At 47.9% G+C, this 26,109-nt stretch carries 19 protein-coding genes and 12 pseudogenes; 19 read left to right on the top strand and 12 right to left on the bottom strand.

Annotated features, from left to right (window positions below):
• Positions 1-31 precede the first annotated feature (31 nt).
• Together rsmF and ACQGXV_RS32760 are read left to right on the top strand one after the other, a co-directional pair.
• A pseudogene (rsmF, locus tag ACQGXV_RS32755) lies at positions 32-1,485 on the top strand (16S rRNA (cytosine(1407)-C(5))-methyltransferase RsmF).
• A gap of 74 nt (positions 1,486-1,559) precedes the next feature.
• Entirely contained in the window at positions 1,560-1,751 is a 192-nt protein-coding gene (locus tag ACQGXV_RS32760; protein WP_264625007.1) for a YebW family protein, read from the top strand.
• On the opposite strand, the gene ACQGXV_RS32765 is transcribed toward ACQGXV_RS32760, so the two are convergent.
• Positions 1,715-2,854, bottom strand: a complete 1,140-nt coding sequence (locus ACQGXV_RS32765) for a malate/lactate/ureidoglycolate dehydrogenase (protein WP_440864350.1) — start codon at positions 2,852-2,854, stop codon at positions 1,715-1,717. The two genes, ACQGXV_RS32760 and ACQGXV_RS32765, sit on opposite strands and share 37 nt — an antisense overlap.
• Before the next feature lie 374 nt (positions 2,855-3,228).
• Positions 3,229-4,436: pseudogene (locus ACQGXV_RS32770) on the bottom strand (IS256 family transposase).
• Positions 4,437-4,869: 433 nt separating this feature from the next.
• On the opposite strand from ACQGXV_RS32770, the gene ACQGXV_RS32775 reads away from it, so the two are divergent.
• The 3 genes and pseudogenes from ACQGXV_RS32775 (at position 4,870) to ACQGXV_RS32785 (ending at position 7,085) form a co-directional block, all read left to right on the top strand.
• On the top strand, positions 4,870-5,211 hold the full coding sequence (locus ACQGXV_RS32775; protein ID WP_440864351.1) for a YebY family protein: 342 nt from the start codon (positions 4,870-4,872) through the stop codon (positions 5,209-5,211).
• 279 nt (positions 5,212-5,490) lie between these two features.
• Positions 5,491-6,331, top strand: a pseudogene (locus ACQGXV_RS32780) (IS5 family transposase).
• Positions 6,332-6,875: 544 nt separating this feature from the next.
• Positions 6,876-7,085, top strand: coding sequence for a leucine-rich repeat domain-containing protein (locus ACQGXV_RS32785; protein WP_440864352.1), 210 nt, complete (start codon positions 6,876-6,878; stop codon positions 7,083-7,085).
• A gap of 281 nt (positions 7,086-7,366) precedes the next feature.
• On the opposite strand, the gene ACQGXV_RS32790 is transcribed toward ACQGXV_RS32785, so the two are convergent.
• Positions 7,367-8,290 (bottom strand): IS5 family transposase, encoded by a 924-nt coding sequence (locus ACQGXV_RS32790; RefSeq protein WP_440863224.1) that lies wholly within the window; start codon positions 8,288-8,290, stop codon positions 7,367-7,369.
• Between the two features lie 337 nt (positions 8,291-8,627).
• Here ACQGXV_RS32790 and ACQGXV_RS32795 point away from each other — a divergent pair, with 337 nt between their 5' ends.
• Positions 8,628-9,077: a hypothetical protein gene (locus ACQGXV_RS32795; protein WP_440867845.1), complete on the top strand. Its 450-nt coding sequence runs from the start codon at positions 8,628-8,630 to the stop codon at positions 9,075-9,077.
• Here the strand turns inward: ACQGXV_RS32795 and ACQGXV_RS32800 are convergent.
• Positions 9,014-9,811 (bottom strand): annotated as a pseudogene (locus tag ACQGXV_RS32800) (IS5 family transposase). The gene ACQGXV_RS32795 and the pseudogene ACQGXV_RS32800 sit on opposite strands and share 64 nt — an antisense overlap.
• Positions 9,812-9,891: 80 nt before the next feature.
• Here ACQGXV_RS32800 and ACQGXV_RS32805 point away from each other — a divergent pair.
• Positions 9,892-10,404, top strand: a complete 513-nt coding sequence (locus ACQGXV_RS32805) for a hypothetical protein (protein WP_440864353.1) — start codon at positions 9,892-9,894, stop codon at positions 10,402-10,404.
• A 275-nt stretch (positions 10,405-10,679) separates the two neighbouring features.
• Here ACQGXV_RS32805 and ACQGXV_RS32810 read toward each other — a convergent pair whose 3' ends face one another.
• Positions 10,680-11,060 carry a DUF4354 family protein gene (locus tag ACQGXV_RS32810; protein ID WP_440864354.1) on the bottom strand — a complete coding sequence of 127 codons (381 nt, stop codon included), beginning with the start codon at positions 11,058-11,060 and terminating at the stop codon, positions 10,680-10,682.
• Between the two features lie 351 nt (positions 11,061-11,411).
• Here ACQGXV_RS32810 and ACQGXV_RS32815 point away from each other — a divergent pair.
• From ACQGXV_RS32815 to ACQGXV_RS32830, 4 genes and pseudogenes are all read left to right on the top strand, one after another.
• A pseudogene (locus tag ACQGXV_RS32815) lies at positions 11,412-11,909 on the top strand (IS5 family transposase); the annotation flags it as partial.
• A 147-nt stretch (positions 11,910-12,056) separates the two neighbouring features.
• Positions 12,057-12,347, top strand: a pseudogene (locus ACQGXV_RS32820) (transposase); the annotation flags it as partial.
• Positions 12,348-12,542: 195 nt separating this feature from the next.
• Positions 12,543-12,731 (top strand): annotated as a pseudogene (locus ACQGXV_RS32825) (IS5/IS1182 family transposase); the annotation flags it as partial.
• 1,074 nt (positions 12,732-13,805) lie between these two features.
• The gene (locus tag ACQGXV_RS32830; RefSeq protein WP_440864355.1) at positions 13,806-14,573 is read left to right on the top strand and encodes a CAP-Gly protein; all 768 of its coding nucleotides are present in this window, start codon (positions 13,806-13,808) and stop codon (positions 14,571-14,573) included.
• A 251-nt stretch (positions 14,574-14,824) separates the two neighbouring features.
• On the opposite strand, the gene ftnA is transcribed toward ACQGXV_RS32830, so the two are convergent.
• Entirely contained in the window at positions 14,825-15,331 is a 507-nt protein-coding gene (ftnA, locus tag ACQGXV_RS32835) for a non-heme ferritin (RefSeq protein WP_440864356.1), read from the bottom strand.
• A 365-nt stretch (positions 15,332-15,696) separates the two neighbouring features.
• On the opposite strand from ftnA, the gene ACQGXV_RS32840 reads away from it, so the two are divergent.
• A complete protein-coding gene (locus ACQGXV_RS32840; RefSeq protein ID WP_440864357.1) occupies positions 15,697-15,927 on the top strand; it encodes a DNA polymerase III subunit theta in 231 nt (76 codons plus the stop codon).
• A 101-nt stretch (positions 15,928-16,028) separates the two neighbouring features.
• Complete coding sequence (locus tag ACQGXV_RS32845) at positions 16,029-16,154, top strand: hypothetical protein (RefSeq protein ID WP_440864358.1); 126 nt, start codon at positions 16,029-16,031, stop codon at positions 16,152-16,154.
• A gap of 13 nt (positions 16,155-16,167) precedes the next feature.
• Here ACQGXV_RS32845 and ACQGXV_RS32850 read toward each other — a convergent pair.
• Positions 16,168-16,530: pseudogene (locus ACQGXV_RS32850) on the bottom strand (transposase); the annotation flags it as partial.
• A gap of 52 nt (positions 16,531-16,582) precedes the next feature.
• Between ACQGXV_RS32850 and ACQGXV_RS32855 the strand changes: the two are divergent.
• The 4 genes and pseudogenes from ACQGXV_RS32855 to ACQGXV_RS32870 form a co-directional block, all read left to right on the top strand.
• Positions 16,583-16,828, top strand: a complete 246-nt coding sequence (locus ACQGXV_RS32855) for a transposase (RefSeq protein ID WP_440864359.1) — start codon at positions 16,583-16,585, stop codon at positions 16,826-16,828.
• Between the two features lie 161 nt (positions 16,829-16,989).
• Positions 16,990-17,670 carry an IS3 family transposase gene (locus ACQGXV_RS32860; protein WP_440867768.1) on the top strand — a complete coding sequence of 227 codons (681 nt, stop codon included), beginning with the start codon at positions 16,990-16,992 and terminating at the stop codon, positions 17,668-17,670.
• Positions 17,663-17,872: a transposase gene (locus ACQGXV_RS32865; protein ID WP_440867769.1), complete on the top strand. Its 210-nt coding sequence runs from the start codon at positions 17,663-17,665 to the stop codon at positions 17,870-17,872. Before ACQGXV_RS32860 ends, ACQGXV_RS32865 begins: the two co-directional genes overlap by 8 nt.
• Positions 17,873-18,052: 180 nt before the next feature.
• Positions 18,053-18,808: pseudogene (locus ACQGXV_RS32870) on the top strand (IS256 family transposase); the annotation flags it as partial.
• A gap of 207 nt (positions 18,809-19,015) precedes the next feature.
• Here ACQGXV_RS32870 and ACQGXV_RS32875 read toward each other — a convergent pair.
• Positions 19,016-19,147: a hypothetical protein gene (locus ACQGXV_RS32875; protein ID WP_440864360.1), complete on the bottom strand. Its 132-nt coding sequence runs from the start codon at positions 19,145-19,147 to the stop codon at positions 19,016-19,018.
• Between ACQGXV_RS32875 and ACQGXV_RS32880 the strand changes: the two are divergent.
• Positions 19,109-19,441, top strand: a pseudogene (locus ACQGXV_RS32880) (integrase core domain-containing protein); the annotation flags it as partial. The gene ACQGXV_RS32875 and the pseudogene ACQGXV_RS32880 overlap by 39 nt on opposite strands.
• 13 nt (positions 19,442-19,454) lie before the next feature.
• On the opposite strand, the pseudogene ACQGXV_RS32885 reads toward ACQGXV_RS32880, so the two are convergent.
• A pseudogene (locus tag ACQGXV_RS32885) lies at positions 19,455-20,024 on the bottom strand (IS256 family transposase); the annotation flags it as partial.
• Between the two features lie 168 nt (positions 20,025-20,192).
• Complete coding sequence (locus ACQGXV_RS32890; RefSeq protein ID WP_440864361.1) at positions 20,193-22,235, bottom strand: prolyl oligopeptidase family serine peptidase; 2,043 nt, start codon at positions 22,233-22,235, stop codon at positions 20,193-20,195.
• Positions 22,236-22,437: 202 nt separating this feature from the next.
• On the opposite strand from ACQGXV_RS32890, the pseudogene purT reads away from it, so the two are divergent.
• A pseudogene (gene purT / locus ACQGXV_RS32895) lies at positions 22,438-23,664 on the top strand (formate-dependent phosphoribosylglycinamide formyltransferase).
• Positions 23,665-23,724: 60 nt separating this feature from the next.
• Here the strand turns inward: purT and ACQGXV_RS32900 are convergent.
• A complete protein-coding gene (locus ACQGXV_RS32900) occupies positions 23,725-24,366 on the bottom strand; it encodes a bifunctional 4-hydroxy-2-oxoglutarate aldolase/2-dehydro-3-deoxy-phosphogluconate aldolase (protein ID WP_440864362.1) in 642 nt (213 codons plus the stop codon).
• 179 nt (positions 24,367-24,545) lie between these two features.
• Positions 24,546-26,021, bottom strand: a complete 1,476-nt coding sequence (gene zwf, locus ACQGXV_RS32905; protein ID WP_440867770.1) for a glucose-6-phosphate dehydrogenase — start codon at positions 26,019-26,021, stop codon at positions 24,546-24,548.
• Positions 26,022-26,109: the final 88 nt, after the last annotated feature.

The following is a 26,109-nucleotide window of genomic DNA, read 5'->3' on the forward strand; positions in this document are numbered from 1 at the left end:
TTTTCTGCTATTGTAACGAGGTATTACCACCGTGGTGAAGCCCCTCTCTCCTTCTTTGCCCTCCGCGTTTCTTGAGGCGATTCAGTACATCATGCCCGCGCATCTGTCCCTTGATGAATTCATTGCTGCCTGCCAGCGTCCGTTAAGGCGCAGTCTGCGCGTCAACACGTTGAAGATTAGCGTGAATGACTTTTTGGCACTGGCGGCGGATTGGGGCTGGCAATTGGCATCAATCCCCTGGTGTAAAGAAGGGTTTTGGGTGGTCAGCCCGGATGAAACACAACTGCGATTGGGCAACACGGTTGCCCATTTAAGTGGACTGTTTTATTTGCAGGAATCCAGCTCAATGCTGCCGGTCAGCGCATTGTTTTACGCGCAGGAAAGCGCGTTATTGTCGCGAGAGATAACCCCATCGCCATTGGTGCTGGACGTGGCCGCAGCACCAGGGTCGAAAACCACACAAATTGCGGCACGGCTCGGCAATAACTGCGGGATCGTCGCTAACGAATATTCGGCCAGCCGGGTCAAGGTACTGCATGCCAACATCAGCCGCTGCGGCGTACACAACAGTGCGCTGACGCACTTTGATGGCCGCGTATTCGGCGCGGCCCTGCCTGAGACGTTCGACGCCATTCTGCTTGATGCGCCGTGTTCCGGCGAAGGCGTGGTACGCAAAGACCCGGATGCCATGCGCCACTGGTCACCGGAAAGTATGGCGGAGTTGGCGCAAACCCAGAAGGAACTGATCGTCAGCGCGTTTCATGCATTAAAGCCTGGAGGTGTACTCATTTACTCAACCTGTACGCTCAACGCCCAGGAAAACCAGCAGGTGTGTCAGCATCTGCTCGATGCATTCCCTCAGGCCTGTGCGATCGAAGCGTTAGGTGACCTCTTCCCCGGCGCAGAAGATGCGCTGACTGAAGAGGGATATCTCCACGTATTCCCGCAAATTTACGACAGTGAAGGTTTCTTTGTCGCGCGGTTGCGCAAAACCGCGACCATCCCCCTGTTACCCATACCGCGTTTTAACGTGGGTAAGTTCCCCTTCACGCCAGTAGCATGCAAAGATAAACACGCGGTGACGCTTTCTGCCAATCAGGCAGGCCTGGTCTGGGATCCAGAGCAGCAGCAACTCTGGCTGCGTGACAATGAAATCTGGCTGTTTCCCACCGCACTCAGTGCGTTGTTTGGCAAGATACGCTTCTCGCGCATTGGCCTCAAACTGGCGGAACGCTATGCCAAAGGTTTTCGCTGGCAGATGCACAGGCACCACACGCTTACGCACTGAGCGACGCGCTGGCTTGTGAATGGTATCAGGGGCGCGACAGTTATCCCGACGAACTCCCTACCGGCGATGAAGTAGTGCTCACCTATCAGCACACACCGGTCGGATTGACCAAACGTATCGGCAGCCGTATAAAAAACAATCTTCCGCGCGAACTGGTGCGTGATGGTGCCGGCACGCAGCACGGTAAACAGGGTTAGTTTAACTCTCAGTGCCTCATTTTCATCTACACTCTCGCTAGGGCTACTGCCAGTGACTGGGAGGGTAAACGCCTATGTACGCACTGGTTGTCTTTATCTGTTATCTCGGCCACGGTTGCGAAAATCTTGTCATTGATGCCTATCTCAATGAAGCGCAGTGCCTGAGTGCGATGGATGAGCAACATTTACGACGGGCGGGATGTTTTCCGATAGAGGATTTTATCGACGGCTATTGGATCCCGGCCCATGAACGCGCCGAGTTTTGACGCGTATGCACAGCAGGCATACGCGCCATAATGGGGCATAAAACGACAGCAAACTCCTGCTCCGTCATCCCTAAAGACACGCCCGCAGCAACGATATTGGCCCACTCTTGATCGGACAGCGTTATCCCGTTAGCCTGACGTTGTGCGCAGGCAATACGTTCTGGCTCACCGGCAATCAGCACCGGATGTTCAGCATCCGCCGCCGGGCAGGTCCGCACATAGTCCAGCATGGCATCATACTCTTTTTGCAGCCAGTCCATCGATACCATTGCCGCCGGGTCAATAACGATCGTTGTCATATTATTCATGATCGCCCCTTTACGCTCATTATCCGGCTGGATTGTACCGCCGCCAGAGAGCAGCCCTGCCAGCATCTCTGCCGCCAGCACCAACCCGCCGCCTTTATGGCGTGCAATGGGTTTCAGCGCGCCGGGTTTTTCATCTTCCCACATCACTTTGGGATCGTTGGTAGAAACGCCCTGACTATCGAGCATCACCTCTTCATCAAACGTCTTGCCGGCCAGATAGGCCACACGCGTTTTGCCCAACGCCACGATGCTGGTGGCAAAATCGAGCACAAACGGTGGGTTATATTCACTTTTAGGAAATGCGATGCAGATGGGGTTGGTACCAAAACGCGCCTCACGGCCGCACCATGGTGCCACAATCGGATCCAAATCATTCACGTTGACAAAATGAATCGCCACCATCCCCGCCTCGGCCGACATTTCACCGTAGGTGCCAATCCGTCCGAGGTGGCATGTGGAGGCCAGCGTCATCAGGCACACGCCAGTGGTTTTTGCTCTGGCAATCGCCTGCTCCATCGCTTCTTTACCGGTGCGCTGACCAAAACCACGATCGCCGATGAACTGCAATACCGCTCCCCCGTCACGCAACAAACGTACCGGCGTATTAGGATGCATGATCCCTTTGGCGATAAATGCCACATAGTGCGGCAACACTCCGACGCCGTGACTATCATGACCTTTGAGGTTGGCATTGACCAGATGATCGGAAACACAGCGCGCCTCATCAGCCTGTGAACCTGCCTTTTGCAATAAAAGGTACGTAACGTCTCGAAGCTGACGCTCGGAGATTAACATAGGACAATTTCCTTGATTGTTTCCCTTCCGCCTCCAGATATCACATTTTCTAATATCATGAAAAAGAGGGAGTTATAGATGATTATTGTGTTTGCCTCATTATCCTACCGCTGAAAGCGCAGGGATTAAATGCCTCATCGCGCCTGACGCACTATTGCGTTAATCAAGATCAAAACCCTGGTCTATTGTTAGCAGCACGATTCGCGCCCTCAGCCCCGTACCTGACTGCTCTATAATAGGAAGAGTACGCCGTGATCATCCAAGGATCGCCATGAACTACCGCGCTGTAATACCCTTATCTCTCCTGCTGTTGCTTACAGCGGGTTGCTCCTCGCCAGAGTCTGTAAAGAATTTTGTGTAAATGGCTCCATTGCTTAACCGGAGATTCGTTCTCCATACATCAACATGAATTGGCTCATAGCAGGTTTCAAGTCTCTGATTGGCAAGGTCCATTTAGCAGAGATATTATGCAAGGCTAGATAGAGTAATTTTATCACCGAGTCATCCGTTGGAAATATTCGTCGCGTTTTCGTTATCTTGCGCAATGAAGCATTTAACGACTCTATCGCGTTGGTGGTGTAGATAACCTTGCGGATCTCCGGCGGAAAGTCAAAAATGACGATGAGACGTTCCCAATTATTTCTCCACGACGGGCTGATCGTCGGGAACTGCTCATCCCATTTGGCCGCGAAGGCATCCAGGGCCTCTTCAGCGCCCTCTAGCGTTGCGGAACTATAGATGGTGCGCAGGTCAGCAGCAACCGCCTTACGCTCTTTCCAGCCGACGTAGCGCAGCGAGTTCCGCACCTGATGCACAATGCAGAGCTGTACCCGCGTATGCGGGTAAACAGCTTCAATGGCATCAGGAAAGCCTTTCAGGCCATCGCAGCAGGCGACGAAGATGTCCTTTAGCCCACGATTTTTCAGTTCTGTCATCACAGATAACCAGAACTTGGCCCCCTCAGTTTTGGCTATCCATAGCCCCAGCAGCTCTTTTTCGCCCTGGCCGTTGACGCCGAGGGCCAGATAAACAGACTTGTTGGCCACGGCTCCGCCGTCCTGGCTTTTGACAACAATACAGTCAAGGTAAACAATGGGATAAAGCGCATCCAGCGGCCGTTGCTGCCAGCGCTTAACTTCATCCATCACAGCATTGGTCACTTGAGAAATGAAGCCAGCGGAAACATCGACCCCGTAGACTTCTTTAAAGTGTGCCTGAATATCACGGGTTGATAACCCTCTGGAATAGAGAGAAATAATGCGGTCATCGAAGCCGTTAAGCTGTTTTTCGTTCTTACCGATCAGTGCCGGCTCGAAGGTACTGTTGCGGTCGCGCGGAATATCGAGCTCGATCTCCCCATTTTGGCTACGTACGCTCTTGGATGTCTTGCCATTGCGGGAGTTGCCTGAATGATTACCTGCCGGGTCATGCTTAGCATACCCAAGGTGCATCTCCATCTCAGCTTCAAGAACCCGTTCCGCCAGTCTTTTAGTCAGCACCTTGAGTAGGCCTGATTCACCCAGCAGATCCTGAGGGGAGTGACAATCTTGAAGCAGTTGATAAGTTCGTTGCTGATAGGCATTTTGTTATCCTTTGAAGGTTTTCCTCAAAATGCCATTTACACAGATTATTTTACAGTCTCGAACAAAAACAAGAAAATAAAATAATCTCGGGCATCCGTATTACAGTTGAACACGCCATCGCGGGTATCAAGCGCCTCGGTTGCATGACCCAAATTTTACGGAATCGTAGACCCTTTATTGATGATACCTTCTTACTCCTTAGCGCCGGTCTTTGGAATTTCCATCTCAGAACAGCGTAAAATTTACTTCAATCACCGAAACACCCTTATTTCACTATTAAGCAACACGCTTGATGACAACCACACCGATGGTATCCATGGCTCGACTTCACCGCGCGCAGCCCTTATGATCGCGTTCAGATTCATTTATGTAACTCGCTGATTAACGATAGGTAGTTTTGCCACGTTATCAGCTCAGCACAGAGATACCACGATGAAAAAGATCATTTTAGCGCTAACCCTTGCCACGCTTGGTGCTGATGCCATTGCCGCCGCCCAGTTGGTGACGTTAAGCCGCCAGCAATATGGCGAACGTTGGGCGTTTACTCGTGAAGAGGTCCAGTTGATTTGCCGCCCGGGTAAGGCTGTTTTTGCGTTGAGCACCGGGACGCTGATGCAGTACCCACTTAACGCGGCCGCACAGGCGCAAATGAAAAACGGCCAGGTTAATGGGCAACCGATCGTGATCTGGCTGGACGACCCCACTGAACCGGGCAAGAAGAAAGATTTACAGCCATTTATCGAACGCGGTGAACAGCTTTGCGCCGCAGGGTGATTTAAAAACTGACTACATTTCAGCCACATGTTAATGCATGGATAATGGTGCGTTATCTTGAGGTGTGAAAGCTGTTCCAGTTATGAAACGAACTACTCTGCAACACTGGTAATCAGTGAGAAGTTGGCTACGCTTTAAAGGGCAAGGCTGATTCAGCTTGCACAAATGCCAACTTTTAGCGCAAGGCTCTCTCCCAAGAGCCATTTCCCTAGACCTAGGCTGTGTCCCTTAATTGCTTGAGCTATAGTATCCATCTGTTTCTAGGACACTTTTTGGATTATGGCTCGCTACGATCTTTCTGATGAAGCATGGGCAATCATTGAGCCCTTGTTACCAACCGTTTTGACATCTCCGCAGGCCGGCCATGGGCAGAACATCGCAAAATCGTCAACGGCATGTTCTGGATACTGTGTTCAGATGCCCCATGGCGTGATTTACCTGAACGTTACGGCCCATGGAAAACCGTTTATAACCGTTTCAATAGATGGTCAAAGTCTGGAGTTATTAACATTATTTTTAATAGGTTACTTTCATTTCTTGATGCTCATGGACTTGTTGACTGGTCAGCCATTGCGCTGGATGGCAGCAATATCCGTGCGCTCAAATGTGCGGCTGGCGCTCAAAAAAACATCCCGATATTACCAACGATAACAGCCTGGGTCGCTCACGAGGTGGTTATGGCACCAAAATCCACATGGCGACTGACGGAAGCGGCATCCCGCTAAATATCGTACTGAGTGCTGGGCAGGCTCACGAAAGCCTGTTCGCATTACGACTCCTGGACGGCATTGGCGTGCAACGGCAGAACGGTAGCATGAAGCGTCGTGGTCATGCGGTACTGGCTGACAAAGCCTACTCTGGCAATGCACTCCGTAACAAGTTGAAAAGAAGAGGGATAAAAACGGTTATTCCCCGAAAATCAAATGAAAAACTGGCTTCAGATGGACGCTCACAACTTTATCGTGATGCTTATCGCCGTCGCAACGTTGTAGAAAGATGTTTTGGCCGTTTAAAGGAATATAGACGGATTGCCACACGTTATGAAAAAACGGCAAGAAACTATCTAGCAATGGTGAAACTGGGCTGCATCCGCTTGTTTTACGCCCGGTTACGTAATTAAGGGACACAGCCTAATACAGGAATCGTATTCGGTCTTTTTTTATCTAATTGATTGTATAATGCTTTCTTGACTCGGCCCGCAAATGTCTGAAATCAGCCCTACATTCTGTATTCAGTGTAAACTTACATAGCTATCTTTAGCGGCTTTGTTGAATAATTTAACCGTTTGATTTACATCTTCTTTAGTTAGAATGCATTTACAGAGAATGTATTTTGTTAGAACGACAAATCAAATAGTTAGCACAATAAAAAGCATTCCGAGAGGAAAAATTAGTCGTTGAAATTTTATAATGCTTATATAAATCAGTATCTTAAATTATTCAACAAAGCCATCTTTAGCCAGAACACGCTTGGCATGACGCCGGACGGCAATAATATCCTGCATGAGAGAAGACGTTTCAGTAAATAGTATTACCTATCATCTTCAAATTAGATTCCTAACACTCTGGCATCTTTACACATTTCACCGTAATTCCTATTATTTGATATCACAAATCTCTTTCTTTAGGCGAAAATTGTAAAAACTAATTAATAGGATAGTTAACATGCTTACTATTAAAAAAGAGGGTATTTTATACTCAAAATCATTGATGAATACAACGCCAGCGATAGCTATTTCTTCGCAGGCTACAACATCAGAGCAAAATGAATGGGAGTATTATAAGATTTGGTCTGAATGGGGAAAGAATTCCTCACAACGTATGGGGGAACAACGCGACGTTGCAGTGGCTTTGTTGAATAATTTAAGATACTGATTTATATAAGCATTATAAAATTTCAACGACTATTTTTTCCTCTCGGAATGCTTTTTATTGTGCTAACTATTTGATTTGTCGTTCTAACAAAATACATTCTCTGTAAATGCATTCTAACTAAAGAAGATGTAAATCAAACGGTTAAATTATTCAACAAAGCCCGTTGCAGTGCGAAGAATGCGAGATGCTCTGGAAAGAAAAACTGATTCCCTTGATTTGAGCATGGGCTTTGTTGAATAAATCAGAATTAGCCTACAGGATGACTCCCTCTGCTACACCTGTTATCCTATCCTGACGCTGTGTGGCATACCCAACAACGTCATACGGTTCAGCGCTTTGACCATCGCTATGGCTTCACCTACTTGAGCCTCATAGTCACGCAGGCTCAGATGGCCACCCAGCAAAGTTTTTATGCGGAACATCGCTGTTTCTGCCACTGAACGTCGGTGATAACCCACTTTCTTTTTCCACATATCATTACTCCCGCTCAGACGCTGATTCGCCACCGCATGGTTACGTTCATGGTACTTGTCCGGCCAGTATTTGGCTCCGCTTCGCGGCGGGATAAGGGGCCTGATTTTCTTTCTTAGCAACGCATCGTGGCAGTAACGGGCGTCATAAGCACCGTCTGCTGACACTTCCCTGATTTTTCGGTGGGTTTGGTTAATCAGGCCCGGCAGTGCCTGCGCATCTGTCGTTCCGCTGAGCGATAAGTCGGCACAGATAATCTCATGCGTCGCACTGTCTGCTGCCAGATGAAGCTTGCGCCACACTCTTCGTCTGTCAGCCCCATGCTGCCTGACTTTCCATTCACCTTCGCCAAAGACCTTCAGACCGGTACTGTCGATGACCAGATGCGAGATTTCACCACGCGTTGGCGTTTTTATGCTGATACTGACGGTTTTTGCCCGCCGACTGACCAGAGAGTAGTCCGGGCAGCGCAGTGGCAGGCTCATCAGTGTAAAAACCGAGTCGACAAAGCCCTGTAATGCCCGGAGCGACAGGTTAAACACGCGCTTTATCATCAAAACCGTGGTAACAGCCATATCGGTGTAGTAAAGCGGCCGACCACGACCTTCAGGCGAAGCACTGTCAGTCCATGCAGCGATGGCGGACTCATCAAGCCAGACCGTCAGGGAGCCGCGTTGTCTGAGTGCTTTGTTGTAGGTGGGCCAGTTGGTGATTTTAAACTTTTGCTTTGCCATGGGGAGCTGCTATCGGGAGCGATGATAGTGCTTTGATCCGGCGATCCCCTGAAAGTTCGATTTATTCAACAAAGCCTTGAGCATGTTGAACTTAAGCACATTACCTGGCATTATTCCCAAACAGGTTAAGACTTTGGATATTAGTAGAAATCAACTTCATACATTGACTGAATGTTTACCAGAAAATCTTCAAGTGATAGATGGCTTTGTTGAATAATTTAACCGTTTGATTTACATCTTCTTTAGTTAGAATGCATTTACAGAGAATGTATTTTGTTAGAACGACAAATCAAATAGTTAGCACAATAAAAAGCATTCCGAGAGGAAAGATTAGTCGTTGAAATTTTATAATGCTTATATAAATCAGCATCTTAAATTATTCAACAAAGCCGTGATAGATGCCAAAAATAACAAATTAATCACTCTCCCTAAAAACTTACCCGCGAGTTTATCTAAGTTATTCCTATCACATAATCGTCTAAAAAGATTACCTGAAAACTTACCTTCATCCCTTCTAATTATCTACGTTGAAAACAACCGATTGGAGGGTACAATCAGGAATCTACCAGACGCTCTTATGGGTTTAAACTTAAAAAATAACAGGCTAAACACAATACCAAGCCATTTACCTAATTTTATAGAATTTTTAGACATAAGTAATAATGTAGTAACTGAATTACCTGATGATTTGCCGAATTCCATCAGATCTTTGAATGTTAGAAACTATCCCAAAAGGATTTTATTCCAGACAATGATGCCGCAGGTAAAATGCAGCATCGCCTCATAATTTTCGACTTTCTTCTCCCAGCGAGTCAGAACCCGACGAAAGCGATTCATCCAGCTGTGCGTTCTCTCCACTACCCAGCGGTGAGCTTTAAAATCCGTGTTTTTGATGGCTTCCGACTCCTCTTTCCTTGACTGGATATGAGGTTCGTAACGACGACTTTTCAGACAGGCCTCCAGCCATCCGGCTTCATAGCCTTTGTCCAGACAGAGGCGGAGCTTTCTGCAGGGTCTGAAGTGCGTCGAGAGTATCAGCAACCAGCTTTATGTCGTGGGTATTTGCCCCTGAGACAAACAGAGAGAGGGGAAGCCCGTTCGCATCGGTCATCAGGCTACGCTTTACACCCTGTTTCCCCCGATCTGTGGGATTCCGTCCTGTTTTTTTGAGCCTGCCAGCGGTGACTTCGTCATACAACCATCCATCGACAGCCATGACCAGTCGATAGCATCCAGCTGCTCGCAGGCCAGCAACCCGTTCTGCCAGAACCGTTCAAAAACTCCTGCATCCTGCCACTCCTGGAAGCGGCGGTGAGCGGAGCTTGACGAGCATATCCCGGTGGCATTCAGGGCATTCCACTGGCAACCCGTTCTGAGCACAAAGAGAATGGCGTTCATTGCGGCACGATTATCAACCCGCCTGCGATGCGTACCCAGCGGATGGTGGGTTTTGTGTTCCGCGAGCAACGGAACCATTTTCCCCCAGAGTTCATCGCTGATCTGCCACTTATTGCTTGCCATACTTCCCTCAGAAATTGCCATTACTTATTAACTGACAATTCCTTTTGGGATAGGTTCTTAGTCATAACAAATTAACCGCTTTGCCCAGAATATTACCCGATTCAATTAAAGTTCTAGACACAAGCCATAACAAATTAACATTTTTTCCCAATGAGTTACCAGATTCCCTTGAGGTTTTTGACGTAAGTCATAACAAACTAACCAATCTGCCCGACAAGTTACCAGACTCCATCGATCTTTTGATGGTTCATCATAACAAATTAAACAAACTCCCAAATAAGTTACCCCACACCCTTGACAACCTTCAATCAAGCAATAATAAGTTGACTTGCATTCCTTACAAATTACCAAAAGACATTCGCATTACAGATTTTAGTTTTAATAAAATAGAATCCTTCCCCGATAACCTACCACAAGCCATTACTCATTTAAAATTAAACAACAATATTACGGCAATTTTAGGAAAATCACCCAGTTTCAATGATGGAATGGAAATTGACTTAAGGAATAACAAATTATCTGAAAAAGAAAAATCAAAAATAATCAATTTGCAGGCGAATGAACACTATAATGGCCCTGAAATTAAAACATAAATATTAGCTTCCCCCCACTTGTAATAACAAGGTGGGGGGATAGTTAAGTGCGGCTTTGTTGAATAATTTAACCGTTTGATTTACATCTTCTTTAGTTAGAATGCATTTACAGAGAATGTATTTTGTTAGAACGACAAATCAAATAGTTAGCACAATAAAAAGCATTCCGAGAGGAAAAATTAGTCGTTGAAATTTTATAATGCTTATATAAATCAGTATCTTAAATTATTCAACAAAGCCGTTAAGTGCGATTATTATACAACCATCTTCGCAGGTCATTTACAATCATCAGTTATTTTCACAACGGCGGCATCGAGCACAGTAGCATTTTCAGAGGCAAACATGGCAATGCCTTTGACAGGTTTTCCCTCTTTCAAGATACCGGTGGTCAATGCCTCATCCACTGTATCAAGCCTGAACGCTTTATTATCAGGAGAGTACGCCTTTAAACATAGCGTAGACAAATTGACGTCATCACCAGATAGCTTAACCACTGCCACCTCGAAACTTTTGGTGTAAACCATTTTGCTTCCAATAGAGATTGAGCCGTTAGATTGTGCTGTAGCGTATACCGCTATATTATCCGGCATCGACGCATTTGCAGCAAAACTAAAACCAGCCAGAACCATAGTGGCAACGATCATCGAAACTTTCATATCCATTCCTTTCAGTAGGTTTTAGTCTTGATTACTGTATATATACAAGATACAGAATATTGAAATAGTACATCAGCTAACCTAAACCATTATTAAAGGGATGTTTTGCTATTTAAAGATCGTTGGTTTTAGAATCTAACGGGTTAATTGTTAAGGAAAAATAGGAAAGCTTACGGGTGCCGGTTATGTCTTACAGTCATAATCTGGGCGACCTAGGCTTAACGTAGCGTGTCAGTTTACGCTCAGGGCGCTAAGGCCTTCGTCACATGTTTGACGGCTTTGTTGAATAAATCGAACTTTCAGGGGATCGCCGGATCAAAGCACTATCATCGCTCCCGATAGCAGCTCCCCATGGCAAAGCAAAAGTTTAAAATCACCAACTGGCCCACCTACAACAAAGCACTCAGACAACGCGGCTCCCTGACGGTCTGGCTTGATGAGTCCGCCATCGCTGCATGGACTGACAGTGCTTCGCCTGAAGGTCGTGGTCGGCCGCTTTACTACACCGATATGGCTGTTACCACGGTTTTGATGATAAAGCGCGTGTTTAACCTGTCGCTCCGGGCATTACAGGGCTTTGTCGACTCGGTTTTTACACTGATGAGCCTGCCACTGCGCTGCCCGGACTACTCTCTGGTCAGTCGGCGGGCAAAAACCGTCAGTATCAGCATAAAAACGCCAACGCGTGGTGAAATCTCGCATCTGGTCATCGACAGTACCGGTCTGAAGGTCTTTGGCGAAGGTGAATGGAAAGTCAGGCAGCATGGGGCTGACAGACGAAGAGTGTGGCGCAAGCTTCATCTGGCAGCAGACAGTGCGACGCATGAGATTATCTGGGCTTTGTTGAATAATTTAAGATACTGATTTATATAAGCATTATAAAATTTCAACGACTAATTTTTCCTCTCGGAATGCTTTTTATTGTGCTAACTATTTGATTTGTCGTTCTAACAAAATACATTCTCTGTAAATGCATTCTAACTAAAGAAGATGTAAATCAAACGGTTAAATTATTCAACAAAGCCGATTATCTGTGCCGACTTATCGCTCAGCGGAACGACAGATGCGCAGGCACTGCCGGGCCTGATTAACCAAACCCACCGAAAAATCAGGGAAGTGTCAGCAGACGGTGCTTATGACGCCCGTTACTGCCACGATGCGTTGCTAAGAAAGAAAATCAGGCCCCTTATCCCGCCGCGAAGCGGAGCCAAATACTGGCCGGACAAGTACCATGAACGTAACCATGCGGTGGCGAATCAGCGTCTGAGCGGGAGTAATGATATGTGGGCTTTGTTTAATAATTTAACCGTTTGATTTACATCTTCTTTAGTTAGAATGCATTTACAGAGAATGTATTTTGTTAGAACGACAAATCAAATAGTTAGCACAATAAAAAGCATTCCGAGAGGAAAAATTAGTCGTTGAAATTTTATAATGTTTATATAAATCAGTATCTTAAATTATTCAACAAAGCCTGATATGTGGAAAAAGAAAGTGGGTTATCACCGGCGTTCAGTGGCAGAAACAGCGATGTTCCGCATAAAAACTTTGCTGGGTGGCCATCTGAGCCTGCGTGACTATGAGGCTCAAGTAGGTGAAGCCATAGCGATGGTCAAAGCGCTGAACCGTATGACGTTGTTGGGTATGCCACACAGCGTCAGGATAGGATAACAGGTGTAGCAGAGGGAGTCATCCTGTCGGCTAATTCTGATTTATTCAACAAAGCCATGTTTGACGAGACTATCACCGAACTTTTGATGGCGATTGGCATTAGCGTTGGCCAAGGGGTTGTGCCCTTCCCTCTCTGTTTCGTTAGTTAACGCAGGTTTTTATTTATCATTTGATTAACATCACTGTTCTTACCTTACCAGATAAGATAGATAAGGATACTGAAAATTAAATAGCAATTAATGAATAGACTGGGGTAATACCAACACTAGTTATACATCATTATCTGTTAACCCAAATAGCAACTAATTGTCTTCTTATGTTCAAGTTTCATATTTCAATCCAAACCGTTAGCCTTCATCGCCGCTCACCTATACTCGTTGATATTTATCCATAAATCGTCATCAATAAGCTGGAGAAAACATGAGCGTTGCATATGAAGCGAAAGATATTAAGACAATATCATGGGGCAGTATCATTGCAGGTATAGTGACGGTGATGGCCGTGTCTATATTATTATCTACCCTGGGCAGCAGCTTAGGTTTCGCAAGGCTTTGTTGAATAATTTAACCGTTTGATTTACATCTTCTTTAGTTAGAATGCATTTACAGAGAATGTATTTTGTTAGAACGACAAATCAAATAGTTAGCACAATAAAAAGCATTCCGAGAGGAAAAATTAGTCGTTGAAATTTTATAATGCTTATATAAATCAGGGCTTTGTTGAATAATTTAACCGTTTGATTTACATCTTCTTTAGGTAGAATGCATGTACAGAGACTGTATTTTGTTAGAACGACAAATCAAGTAGTTAGCACAATAAAAAGCATTACGGCTGGAAAACTTAGTTGTTGAAGTGTTATAATAATTATGTAAATCAGCATGTTAAATTATTCAACAAAGCCATAAATCAGTATCTTAAATTATTCAACAAAGCCGTTTCGCAATGGTCGAGCCGAAGTCAGACGATCCGGTAAATGGCGTGGGAATGGCTGTCGGCCTATGGACCGTGTTCTCCATTGTTATTAGTTTATTTTCGGGATCGTTTATCGCTGGCCGGTTGGCGGGTTAAGATGGCATGATTCACGGCTTTTTAAATTGGGCTAGCGCGTTACTGGTTGCTTCAGTGTTGGGAGCCATGCTGGTGAGTTCATCAATAAAAACAGCGGGAAGTGCGCTTGGCTCTATCGCATCAGCCACAGGCTCGATGATATCCAGCGGTGGTGAATCTCTGGGCAACGGACTTTCTCGCGTGAGGGATGCAGGGCAAAATTGGTTTGAGGAGATCATGCTTGATACGCACCTTTCAAGTGATGGCTTGCAGAGTGAAGTAGAAAATGCGCTAGTGAAATCGGGTATTCCCACATTACAACCTGATTATCTCAAACGACAATTACAAGGTGCCAAACAGGATATCATACTGGCTGCGCGCCGCATGGCGGTGGGTACTGAATCGAGTGAACAGGTCGCAACCCAATTAACCGAGAAACTTGCTCAACGGAGTAAGGCGATTGCGGCCGGTATTAACCGCGATGATATCAAGCGGGCGTTAGCGCAAAACACCGACCTGACTCCCGTTGAAGCAGACCGGACGGTCGAAAACATTATCAGTACTCGTGATCGCATGGTGAAAGAAGTAAGCGAGCGCCTCAGCGAAGCACAACAAAATATACAGCAGGCTCAGCAGCGTTATGAGGACTGGAAAAAACAGGCGGTTGAACAAGCTGATCAGATGTCAAAAGCAGCGGCAAAAGCAGCGTTATGGTCCTTTTTCGCACTGCTGATCGGTGCCGTAATCAGTACTCTTGCGGGTGCTTGGGGCGCGAAGAGTAAACGTCATGTGTAGTATGAGTCAGGCAAGAGGTGGCTGCGATGTTTAAACCTGGGGATATCGTTCAAAGTAAAACGGGCGGCTACGCATGCGGGTTCTTAGCGTAGAGGACGATAGGCTTTACTGTGCGAGAATTGACGATCCTATTGAGAAAGAAGTAGAAATCAGCGTTGATAGCGTCTCGCTTTACCGCGAGGAAGGCGATTTCGGCGTGTGTTAAATACACATACCCTTCAGGCTTAACCTGAAGGGTATGTAGTAAAGCATTACTGTTGCGTCGTTGCAGTCGTCATTTTCTTCAGGTCTTGATCGATAAAGAACAGACCCCCTTGCGCGGGACTCACCAATGCCAACTTGTCGAGAATGGACTTAAACAATTTCTCTTCTTCATGTTGTTCAGCCACATACCATTGCAAGAAGTTGAACGTTGAATAATCCTGCTGTGTCATTGCCGCATGAGCCAGTCCATTGATTTTCCGAGTAATTAATTGCTCATGATCATAGGTTTGCTCAAACACATCAGCCAGAGATGCGAAATTGACCGGTGGCGCAGCGATAGCCCCCAGTACGGGCATGCTGCCGGTGTCATCCAGATAATTGAAGAGCCGTTGCATATGCTCCATCTCTTCTTGAGAATGCGTTTTCAGGAATGCTGACGCACCTTCAAACCCTTTATCACCACACCATGCGCTCATTTGTAGATACAAATTAGCAGAATAGAATTCTAGGTTTAGCTGATCGTTTAATTGTTGAATCATCTCTTTTTTAAGCATCTTTCATTCCTTCTGATTGGCAGGTGAGTCAATTTTTTCCATTATGCCTTGCTGTTAAAAAATAAAAAACATTTTATTATCAATATAATTAACATCAAAATAAACTGTTATTAATCAATGAAATAAATTAAATGATAACGATTTTCAATTTCATGAATGAGTTATTTACCTCATCCATTTGAGAATGGTTTTTATTTAATAAAAACAACCTGCTGGATATTTATAAAAATCACCACCTCAATTTAATAACCTAAAAAATAATCATTCTTTTTTAGCATCAGATTATGCAGTAATACCCGCGTATGCCCAGCAAGGAAAAAAATGCTATCATGCACGCGTTACCGACGGCTCTAAGGATAAGAATAATGGCGTATAATCTGGCTAACCTTCCTGCGCAAGAGATGGATAAAGTGAATGTTGATCTCGCGGCCTCTGGCGTGGCGTTCAAGGAACGGTACAACATGCCAGTTATCCCAGAAGTGGTTGAAAGAGAGCAACCTGAGCATCTGCGTGACTATTTTCGTGAACGCGTCGCTTTCTACCGCCAACGTTCGTTGCAGTTCTCCCGCCTTCCCTACGAACCCAAGGCGAAATAGTCTGGAATCTGCTGTCCAAAACACTTTTTTTGCTTGCATGTTATGCCCAACAAGCGGTTAATGGTAAGGCACACCACCTTTTACCAAAAGAGGCAAATCAAATGAGTAAAGGTATGGACAGCAAGAAGAACAGCAAGAAAAAACCGGCAAAGACCGCAGCAGAAAAACGGGCGGATAAACGGTCAAAACGTGCCCAGCAAACCGAGTCTGTAAAGAATTTCGTGTAAATGGCTCCATCGCTTAACCGGAAATCCGATCTCCATACATCAACATGAATTGGCTCATAGCCGGTTTCCAGTCTCTGATTGGTAGGGTCCATTTAGCCGAGATATTATGCAAGGCTAGATAGAATAATTTTAGCACCGAGTCATCCGTTGGAAATATTCGTCGCGTTTTCGTTATCTTGCGCAATGAAGCATTTAACGACTCTATCGCGTTGGTGGTGTAGATAACCTTGCGAATCTCCGGCGGAAAATCAAAAATGACGATGAGACGTTCCCAATTATTTCTCCACGATGGGCTGATCGTCGGGAACTGCTCATCCCATTTGGCCGCGAAGGCATCCAGGGCCTCTTCAGCGCCCTCTAGCGTTGCGGAACTATGTAGTGGTTGAATAATCAGGACACTAAACTTACATCCAAAACGGAGGTGTTTAGTGAACCATAAACGACAATTTACCCCTGAGTTTAAAAAGGAAGCCGTTGCCCTGGTAACAGAGCAGGGCTATACGATAGCCAGGGCAGCAGCATCGCTGGGCATAAGCAACAAAACCCTGCATACATGGGTCTCGCTGGCACGCGAGCAGAGCAACGGCGTACTCAGCGATGATGAACGTGCAGAGTTAAAACGGTTACAAAAGGAAAACAAAGAGTTACGTACAGAGAAGGGCTTTGTTGAATAATTTAACATGCAGATTTACATAATTATTATAACACTTCAACAACTAAGTTTTCCAGCCGTAATGCTTTTTATTGTGCTAACTACTTGATTTGTCGTTCTAACAAAATACAGTCTCTGTACATGCATTCTACCTAAAGAAGATGTAAATCAAACGGTTAAATTATTCAACAAAGCCACAGAGAAGGAGATACTAAAAAAGGCGAGTGCCTTCTTCGCGAAACATATGTCGTGAGATACCGGTTCATTCTCGACAATGCCACTGACTTCAGCGTTCGTACACTCTGTCGGGTCATGCGTGTGACCGCCTCTGCCTGGTATGCATGGCGAAAAAAGCCCGCCGAACCGCTGCAAAAAGACGTGGAGGTCCGGGTCAGGTTAAAGGCGCTGTTCGCCGCCAGCAGGCAGGGAGCAGGAAGCCGGACGCTGGTCAAAAGGCCTCGTGGAGAAGGCATCATAATCAGCCGCTGGCGGGTGAGGAAACTCATGCAGGAAGAGGGGCTGGTCTGCCGACAGCGCCGGACTTATAAGGTCACGACAAAACCCCGCCCGGGTGCAGAGGTGGCCCCAAACCTGCTGAACCAGAATTTTAACCCGCCGGGGCCAAATCAGGTGTGGGCGAGTGACATCACGTATCTGAAGACCAGTGAAGGCTGGCTGTATCTGGCGGCTATTATGGATTTGTACTCCCGGCAGATAGTGGGCTGGCAGGTGGACCGACGGATGACCTCATCGCTGGTCTGCGGGGCCCTGATGAAGGCATATATAGCCAAGCGACATTATTTTGATAACAGCCAGCTATGCTTCTTTGCCGCATATCAGGGCATAGGATGTAATCATTTTTAAGTCGGTTGGCTATACCTTCGAGCCGACACTGATCGGTAAGCACGAAAAGCAGCTTAACGGCTTCGATGACCGCATTATTTCTCTCTATTCCAGAGGGCTATCAACCCGTGATATTCAGGCTCACTTTAAAGAAGTCTACGGGGTCGATGTTTCCGCTGGCTTCATTTCTCAAGTGACCAATGCCGTGATGGGGCTTTGTTGAATAATTTAACCGTTTGATTTACATCTTCTTTAGTTAGAATGCATTTACAGAGAATGTATTTTGTTAGAACGACAAATCAAATAGTTAGCACAATAAAAAGCATTCCGAGAGGAAAAATTAGTCGTTGAAATTTTATAATGCTTATATAAATCAGTATCTTAAATTATTCAACAAAGCCCCTTGATGGATGACGTTAAGCGCTGGCAGCAACGGCCGCTGGATGCGTTTTATCCCATTGTTTACCTTGACTGTATTGTGGTCAAAAGCCAGGACGGCGGAGCCGTGACCAACAAGTCTGTTTACTTGGCTCTAGGCATCAACGGCCAGGGCGAAAAAGAGCTGCTGGGGCTATGGATAGCCAAAACCGAGGGGGCCAAGTTCTGGTTATCTGTAATGACAGAACTGAAAAATCGTGGGCTACAGGACATCTTCATCGCCTGCTGCGATGGCCTGAAGGGCTTTCCTGATGCCATTGAAGCTGTTTACCCGCATACGCGGGTACAGCTCTGCATCGTGCATCAGGTGCGGAACTCGCTGCGCTACGTCGGCTGGAAAGAGCGTAAAGCCGTTGCTGCTGACCTCCCAACGCTAGAGGGCGCTGAAGAGGCCCTGGATGCCTTCGCGGCCAAATGGGATGAGCAGTTCCCGACGATCAGCCCATCGTGGAGAAATAATTGGGAACGTCTCATCGTCATTTTTGATTTTCCGCCGGAGATTCGCAAGGTTATCTACACCACCAACGCGATAGAGTCGTTAAATGCTTCATTGCGCAAGATAACAAAAACGCGACGAATATTTCCAACGGATGACTCAGTGCTAAAATTATTCTATCTAGCCTTGCATAATATCTCGGCTAAATGGACCCTACCAATCAGAGACTTGAAACCGGCTATGAGCCAATTCATGTTGATGTATGGAGATCGGATTTCCGGTTAAGCGATGGAGCCATTTACACAAAATTCTTTACAGACTCTATCTGAAATGCAAAATACGTAGCTTAATGAAGAGGTAAACCAATCATTTTGTAGCAACAACTGATGCAGACGTACTGGTAGACAAAAAGGATGATTACGAAGCGCTAAAGCAGGCAATATGCAGCTAACTCTAATCGAGCACTCACCTCCCCCTTCAGGTCATTCACTGTTATAGCCAAGCGACATTATTTTGATAACAGCCAGCTATGCTTCTTTGCCGCATATCAGGGCATAGGATGTAATCATTTTTAAGTCGGTTGGCTATAACCTGCGAACTCCCCCGCCGGGCCTGGTGGTGCATACGGACAGGGGGGCGCAGTACACGGGACAACGCTTTCAGGCGCTGCTGAGCAGCTACAGGCTGAGGAGCAGTATGGGAGACGTGGGTGCCTGCTGGGATAATGCGGTGATGGAGCGCTTCTGGGGCAGTCTGAAACATGAATGGTTGCTGCTGGTACCCCAGCCAACACGGGCTTACATGGAGCAGGATGTGGCGACGTATATCCGCTACTACAACCTAGACAGGCATCATGCCGCTAACGGGGATCTGTCTCCGGTGCGTTATGAACAAATAGCTGAGAAAAAAGTGTCCTGATTTACTTGACCAGTGCACTATAGATAGTGCGGAGGTCAGCAGCAACGGCTTTACGCTCTTTCCAGCCGACGTAGCGCAGCGAGTTCCGCACCTGATGCACGATGCAGAGCTGTACCCTCGTATGCGGGTAAACAGCTTCAATGGCATCAGGAAAGCCCTTCAGGCCATCGCAGCAGGCGATGAAGATGTCCTGTAGCCCACGATTTTTCAGTTCTGTCATTACAGATAACCAGAACTTGGCCCCCTCGGTTTTGGCTATCCATAGCCCCAGCAGCTCTTTTTCGACCTGGCCGTTGATGCCTAGAGCCAAGTAAACAGACTTGTTGGCCACGGCTCCGCCGTCCTGGCTTTTGACCACAATACAGTCAAGGTAAACAATGGGATAAAACGCATCAAGCGGCCGTTGCTGCCAGCGCTTAACGTCATCCATCACGGCATTGGTCACTTGAGAAATGAAGCCAGCGGAAACATCGACCCCGTAGACTTCTTTAAAGTGAGCCTGAATATCACGGGTTGATAGCCCTCTGGAATAGAGAGAAATAATGCGGTCATCGAAGCCGTTAAGCTGCTTTTCGTGGGCTTTGTTGAATAATTTAAGATACTGATTTATATAAGCATTATAAAATTTCAACGACTAATTTTTCCTCTCGGAATGCTTTTTATTGTGCTAACTATTTGATTTGTCGTTCTAACAAAATACATTCTCTGTAAATGCATTCTAACTAAAGAAGATGTAAATCAAACGGTTAATTTATTCAACAAAGCCCTTTTCGTGCTTACCGATCAGTGTCGGCTCGAAGGTACTGTTGCGGTCGCGCGGAATATCGAGCTCGAGCGCCCCATTTTGGCTACGTAAGCTCTTGGATGTCTTGCCATTGCGGGAGTTGCCTGAATTATTACCAGCCGGGTCATGCTTAGCATACCCAAGGTGTATCTCCATCTCAGCTTGAAGAACCCGTTCCGCCAGTCTTTTAGTCAGCTCCTTGAGTAGGCCTGATTCACCCAGAAGCTCCTGAGGGGAGTGGCAATCCTGAAGCAGTTGGTCAATAAGTTCGTTGCTGATAGGCATTTTTTGTCCTCTGAAGGTTTTCCTCAAAATGCCATTTACACAGATCTTTTTACACTCTCGGACCTGCGCGACCACACCTTTGAACAACTCAGGGGCCAGATTGACGACCGCGCCCATCAACAAACCTCCGGCGCTGCCGCCCATGGCATAAAGCTGCTTTTCATTACCATATTCCTGCGCCACCAATGCTCGAGAGATATCAATAAAATCAGTAAAGGAGTGCATCTTATTGAGCAAACGCCCGCCATCGTACCATTGCTGCCCCAATTCCCCGCCGCCGCGAATGTGCGTCAACGCAAATACAAACCCTCGATCGAGCAGGCTAAGACGACTCACGCTAAAATCCGGTTCCATACTGCTACCGTAGGCACCATAGCCGTACACCAGTAACGGATTATTGCCGGGCTGGTAGCAGTCACGGCGGTACACCAGCGACACCGGCACCTCAACGCCATCGCGCACGGTGATCCACAGGCGTTCGCTGCAATAATCCGAAGCGGAGAAGTGTTTGACCTCCGCCTGTTTGAGCAGGCTCTGTTCGCCGCTGTCCAGATTAATCTCGTACAGCGAGGTCGGCGTGGTCATTGATGAATAACCAAAACGCAGCAGTGACGTCTCAGGCGTCGGATTGTAAGCGAGCCAGGTAACGTAGCTGGGATCGTTAAAGCTGATGTTTTTTTCGGTACCGGTCTGCCAATGCACCTGCCGCAGCGAGGTTAAGCCTTTCTCGCGTTCTTCCAGCACCAGCCAATCGCGGAACAGCTCAAAGCTTTCCAGCACGCGACTGCTGTGCGGCGCGATGAGCGTTTCCAACGCGGATTCATCCCAGTCGGTAGTGCGATACAGGCCGAAGTTTTTGCCCTCACGGTTCGAGCGCAGATAAAACGCCCCCTGATAGTGGTCCACGCCATACTCATGATCTTTGCGGCGCGGAATACACACTTGGGGCACGGCGTCACTGTGGTGCGCATCCAGTAAGCGAACTTCCGTGTTGGTGGTACTGCTCAGAAAGATAACGATATACGCTTCAGCGGTGGTTTCCCCCAGACTGACATAGTAAGTATCGTCCTGCTCTTCATAGACCAACCGATCCTGGCTGACATCATCGCCGAGACGGTGCAAGAACACCTGATAGGGAAGCAGCGTCTGCGTATGCTTGCGCACGTAGTAGATTGCGGTGGAATCGGCATTCCACTGCATGTTTGCCGAGACGTGCTCAATGACGTCCGGTAACCACTCCCCGCTCTCCAGGTTGCGAAACCGGATGTCATACTGACGGCGGGAAATTTTATCCTCAGCCAGCGCCAACAGTCGGTTGTCCGGGCTAACGGATAACGCCCCCAGATTATAGAACTCGCTGTCTGCGGCACGCTCATCCTCATCCAGCAACAGTTGCCACTGTTCTGTTTCTGAGGCAGGCTGCCGCACATAGCGCGCGTACTCTTTCCCCGATTCGTAGCGCGTCTGATAGCGATAGCCCCGTTTAACATAGGGCACTGAGACATCCTGCGCCGGGATCCTCGCCACCATCTCCTGATACAGCGTTTCTTTCACCGCATCGCAGGGTTGCATATGGGAAGCGCAATACGCGTTTTCTGCTTGCAGGTACGACAACACGGCCGGATCTTCCCGCGTATCGTCGCGTAGCCAGTAGTAATGATCAAGGCGGGTATCACCGTGGGTCGTGAGGGAGTGCGGACGTTTTTCTGCCTGAGGTGCTTTCATTGCGTGCCATCATGTTTTCTGGAAAGAAAATCGTGGCACGATTCTCTGAGAAAGCCAAGCGGTGCTGTTTGTAGGTAGAGCATGTTGACTTCGATATTCTCGTCGCTGATGCGTACGCAAACGTTTTCCTTTATACTGAGCGCCATGTCAATACAGAGCGGGAAAGCAGAATGTTAATGGTTGGAACAGCGCTACGCGCGTCATGTTATTAGGTTGCGGAGAACTGGGTAAAGAAGTGGCGATAGAATGCCAGCGGCTGGGCGTCGAAGTGATCGGTGTCGATCGTTATGCCAATGCTCCCGCCATGCATATCGCTCACCGCAGCCACGTCATTAACATGCTGGATGGTGCAGCGTTGCGTGCCGTTATCGAACTTGAGCGCCCCGATTACATTGTGCCGGAAATTGAAGCCATTGCTACCTAGATGCTAGAGACGTTAGAGCAGGAAGGCCACCATGTGGTGCCCTGTGCCAAAGCCACGCGTCTGACCATGAACCGCGAAGGCATTCGTCGTCTGGCAGCGGAAACCCTGAATTTGCCCACCTCGTCCTACCGTTTTGCCGCCAGCGAGGATACTTTTCAACAGGCCATTGCCGAAATCGGTTACCCCTGTATCGTTAAACCGGTGATGAGTTCATCAGGAAAAGGGCAGAGTTTTATCCGTCGGGAAGAACAACGGGATCAAGCCTGGAAATACGCACAAGAAGGTGGACGTGCGGGCGGCGGTCAGGTCATCGTGGAAGGTCTGGTCAACTTTGATTTCGAAATCACGTTATTAACGGTCAGCGCCAACGACGGTATCCACTTCTGCGCGCCCATCGTCCACCGTCAGGAGGACGGCGACTATCGCGAATCATGGCAACCGCAGCAGATGAGCGAACTGGCTTTGGCGCGTGCACAACAGATCGCCCGCGATGTCGTCAGTGCGCTGGGGGGATATGGTCTGTTTGGCGTAGAGCTGTTTGTATGCGGCGATGAGGTCATCTTCAGCGAGGTTTCTCCGCGCCCACATGATACCGGCATGGTCACGTTGATCTCGCAAGACCTTTCTGAGTTTGCCCTACACGTACGCGCTTTTTTAGGCTTGCCTGTCGGTGCTGTACGCCAATACTGCCCTGCCGCCTCTGCCGTTATTTGCCTGAGTTGGTGAGTGATATAGCCAACCGACTTAAAAATGATTACATCCTATGCCCTGATATGCGGCAAAGAAGCATAGCTGGCTGTTATCAAAATAATGTCGCTTGGCTATAATGTCAGCTGCAGTGGATTAGAACATGCTCTGCGCCCCTGTACGCAAGTTCGCCTGTTCGCCAAACCGAGTATCGAAGGTAAGCGCAGAATGGGCGTGGCGCTGGCTGTGGCGGGTAATATCGATGATGCCGTAGGATTGGCTGTCTCCGTCGCCAGTGCTGTAAAAGTGACCGGATAACCGCCTTCATCCCCAAAAAAAAAGCCACGCAACGCGTGGCTTTTTTGTAGTAACCGCGTTTTAGGCTGTTGCGCCTGCAACTGCTTCACGCGCCAGTTCGGTAATGCGCGCGTAGTCACCGCTTTCCAGCGCATCGTTCGGCACCAGCCAAGAACCGCCCACGCACAGCACGCTTTTCAGTGCCAGGTAATCGCGGTAGTTTTTCAGTGAGATACCGCCAGTCGGGCAGAAACGGATCTGGGAGAACGGACCTGCAATCGCTTGCAGCGCTTTTACGCCGCCGTTCGCTTCCGCTGGGAAGAATTTGAACTCACGCAAACCGTAGTCCATGCCCAGCATCAGTTCAGAAACGGTACTGATACCCGGAATCAACGCAATCGGGCCTTCCACGGCAGCTTTCAGCAAAGGCTCTGTCAAGCCGGGGCTGATAGCGAACTGTGCGCCAGCAGCAATCACATCCGCCAACTGCTGCGGATTGGTTACTGTGCCAGCACCGACAATCGCGTCAGGTACTTCTTTGGCAATGGCACGGATCGCTTCTACTGCGCAGTCGGTACGCAACGTGACTTCCAGAACGCGAACGCCACCCGCTACCAGGGCTTTCGCCATCGGCACCGCGTGCTCCAGTTTGTTCACTACAATCACTGGAACCACAGGACCTGTGGTCAAAATTTGCTCTGCGCTCGTTTTCCAGTTTTTCATTCGTCATCTTCTCCTGTCATGCCCGGAGGCATCATTAGTCATATAGCGCGCCCCTGCCACAGTGATCTGCCAAAAGCAGACGTCCGACCGCACCGAGTTTTAGCCAAACATTACAAACAAAAATTCAATCGATTACCGGTCACTGCCACATGTCGCCACACACGGCAGAAACCAATCACTCATTCCACTTCGTTCCAGGAACGGCCATCCCGGGTAATCATGGCGACAGAGGCCACCGGCCCCCAGGTACCTGCCTGATACGGCTTCGGCGCATCGTTGTCCATCGCCCAGGCTTCCATGATGGAGTCAACCCATTTCCACGCCTCTTCCGTCTCATCACGGCGCACGAACAGGGCCTGGATACCGCGCATGGTTTCCAGCAACAGGCGTTCGTAGGCATCGGCCAAATGCTGCTGGTTAAAGGTTTCCGAGAAGCTCAAGTCCAACTTCACGGTTTGCAGACGGTGTTTATGCTCCAACCCGGGAATTTTGTTCAAAATTTGAATTTCAACGCCTTCGTCGGGCTGCAAGCGGATGATCAATTTATTCTGCGGCAGTTGCTGGTAAGAATCGTGGAACAGGTTCAACGCCGGGTTTTTGAAATACACCACCACTTCCGAGCACTTGGTTGGCAAACGCTTGCCGGTGCGCAGATAGAACGGCACGCCCGCCCAACGCCAGTCGTCAATATCCATGCGGATGGCAACAAAGGTCTCCGTGTTGCTCTTTTTGTTGGCGCCCTCTTCTTCCAGATAGCCCGGCACTTTATGGCCCTGAACAAAGCCGCCAGTATATTGGCCACGCACGGTGGTTTCATGGACGTTGGAACGATCGATGCGACGCAGTGAACGCAGTACCTTCACTTTTTCGTCACGAATGCGATCGGTGCTCAGATCCGACGGCGGGGACATGGCAATCATGGTCAGGATCTGCAACAGATGGTTCTGAATCATGTCGCGCATCTGCCCAGCCTGGTCGAAATAGCCCCAACGCCCTTCAATACCGACCTCTTCCGCAACGGTGATCTGCACATGATCGATGGTGCGGTGATCCCAGTTGGCAGAGAACAACGAGTTGGCAAAACGCAGTGCCAACAAGTTGAGTACCGTCTCTTTACCCAGATAATGGTCGATGCGGTATACCTGACACTCGTCGAAATATTCGGCGACCTGATTGTTGATCTCGCGAGAAGACGCCAGATCCGAACCCAGCGGTTTTTCCATCACCACGCGCGACGGCGACTTGTTAAGCCTCGCTTCACCCAACCCGCGACAGATTGCGCCGAAGGTGCTGGGCGGCATGGCAAAATAGTTGATGGTGGTACGGTTCTTTTGATCGAGCATTTTGCCCAGACGTTTGAAACCGGCAGTATCCTGTACATCGAGATTGCAAAAATCCAGCCGACCACTCAGCGTTTGCCACAGTCCGTCATCGATAGACACCTTCATGAAGGTGTCCAATGCTTCACGGACTACGCTAACGTATTTTTCCTTATCCCACTCTGCACGTCCCACGCCGATGATGCGCGTGTCCGGATGAATGTGACCGGCTTTTTCCAATTGATACAGAGACGGCAGCAATTTTCGGCGCGCCAAATCGCCTTTCGCACCGAAAATAACCAGATCACACGCCTGGGCTGTTGAAGTTACCGCCATGTTCATCTCCTCGCTGCAGGATGCTGTAATTTTATTACAGCAATAATGTACTCTTTTTGGCTAGGCCCCGTAAACCCGTCAATAAATG

The sequence above is a fragment of the Symbiopectobacterium purcellii genome, from assembly GCF_052050035.1.
Taxonomy (GTDB): Bacteria; Pseudomonadota; Gammaproteobacteria; order Enterobacterales; family Enterobacteriaceae; genus Symbiopectobacterium; species Symbiopectobacterium purcellii_A.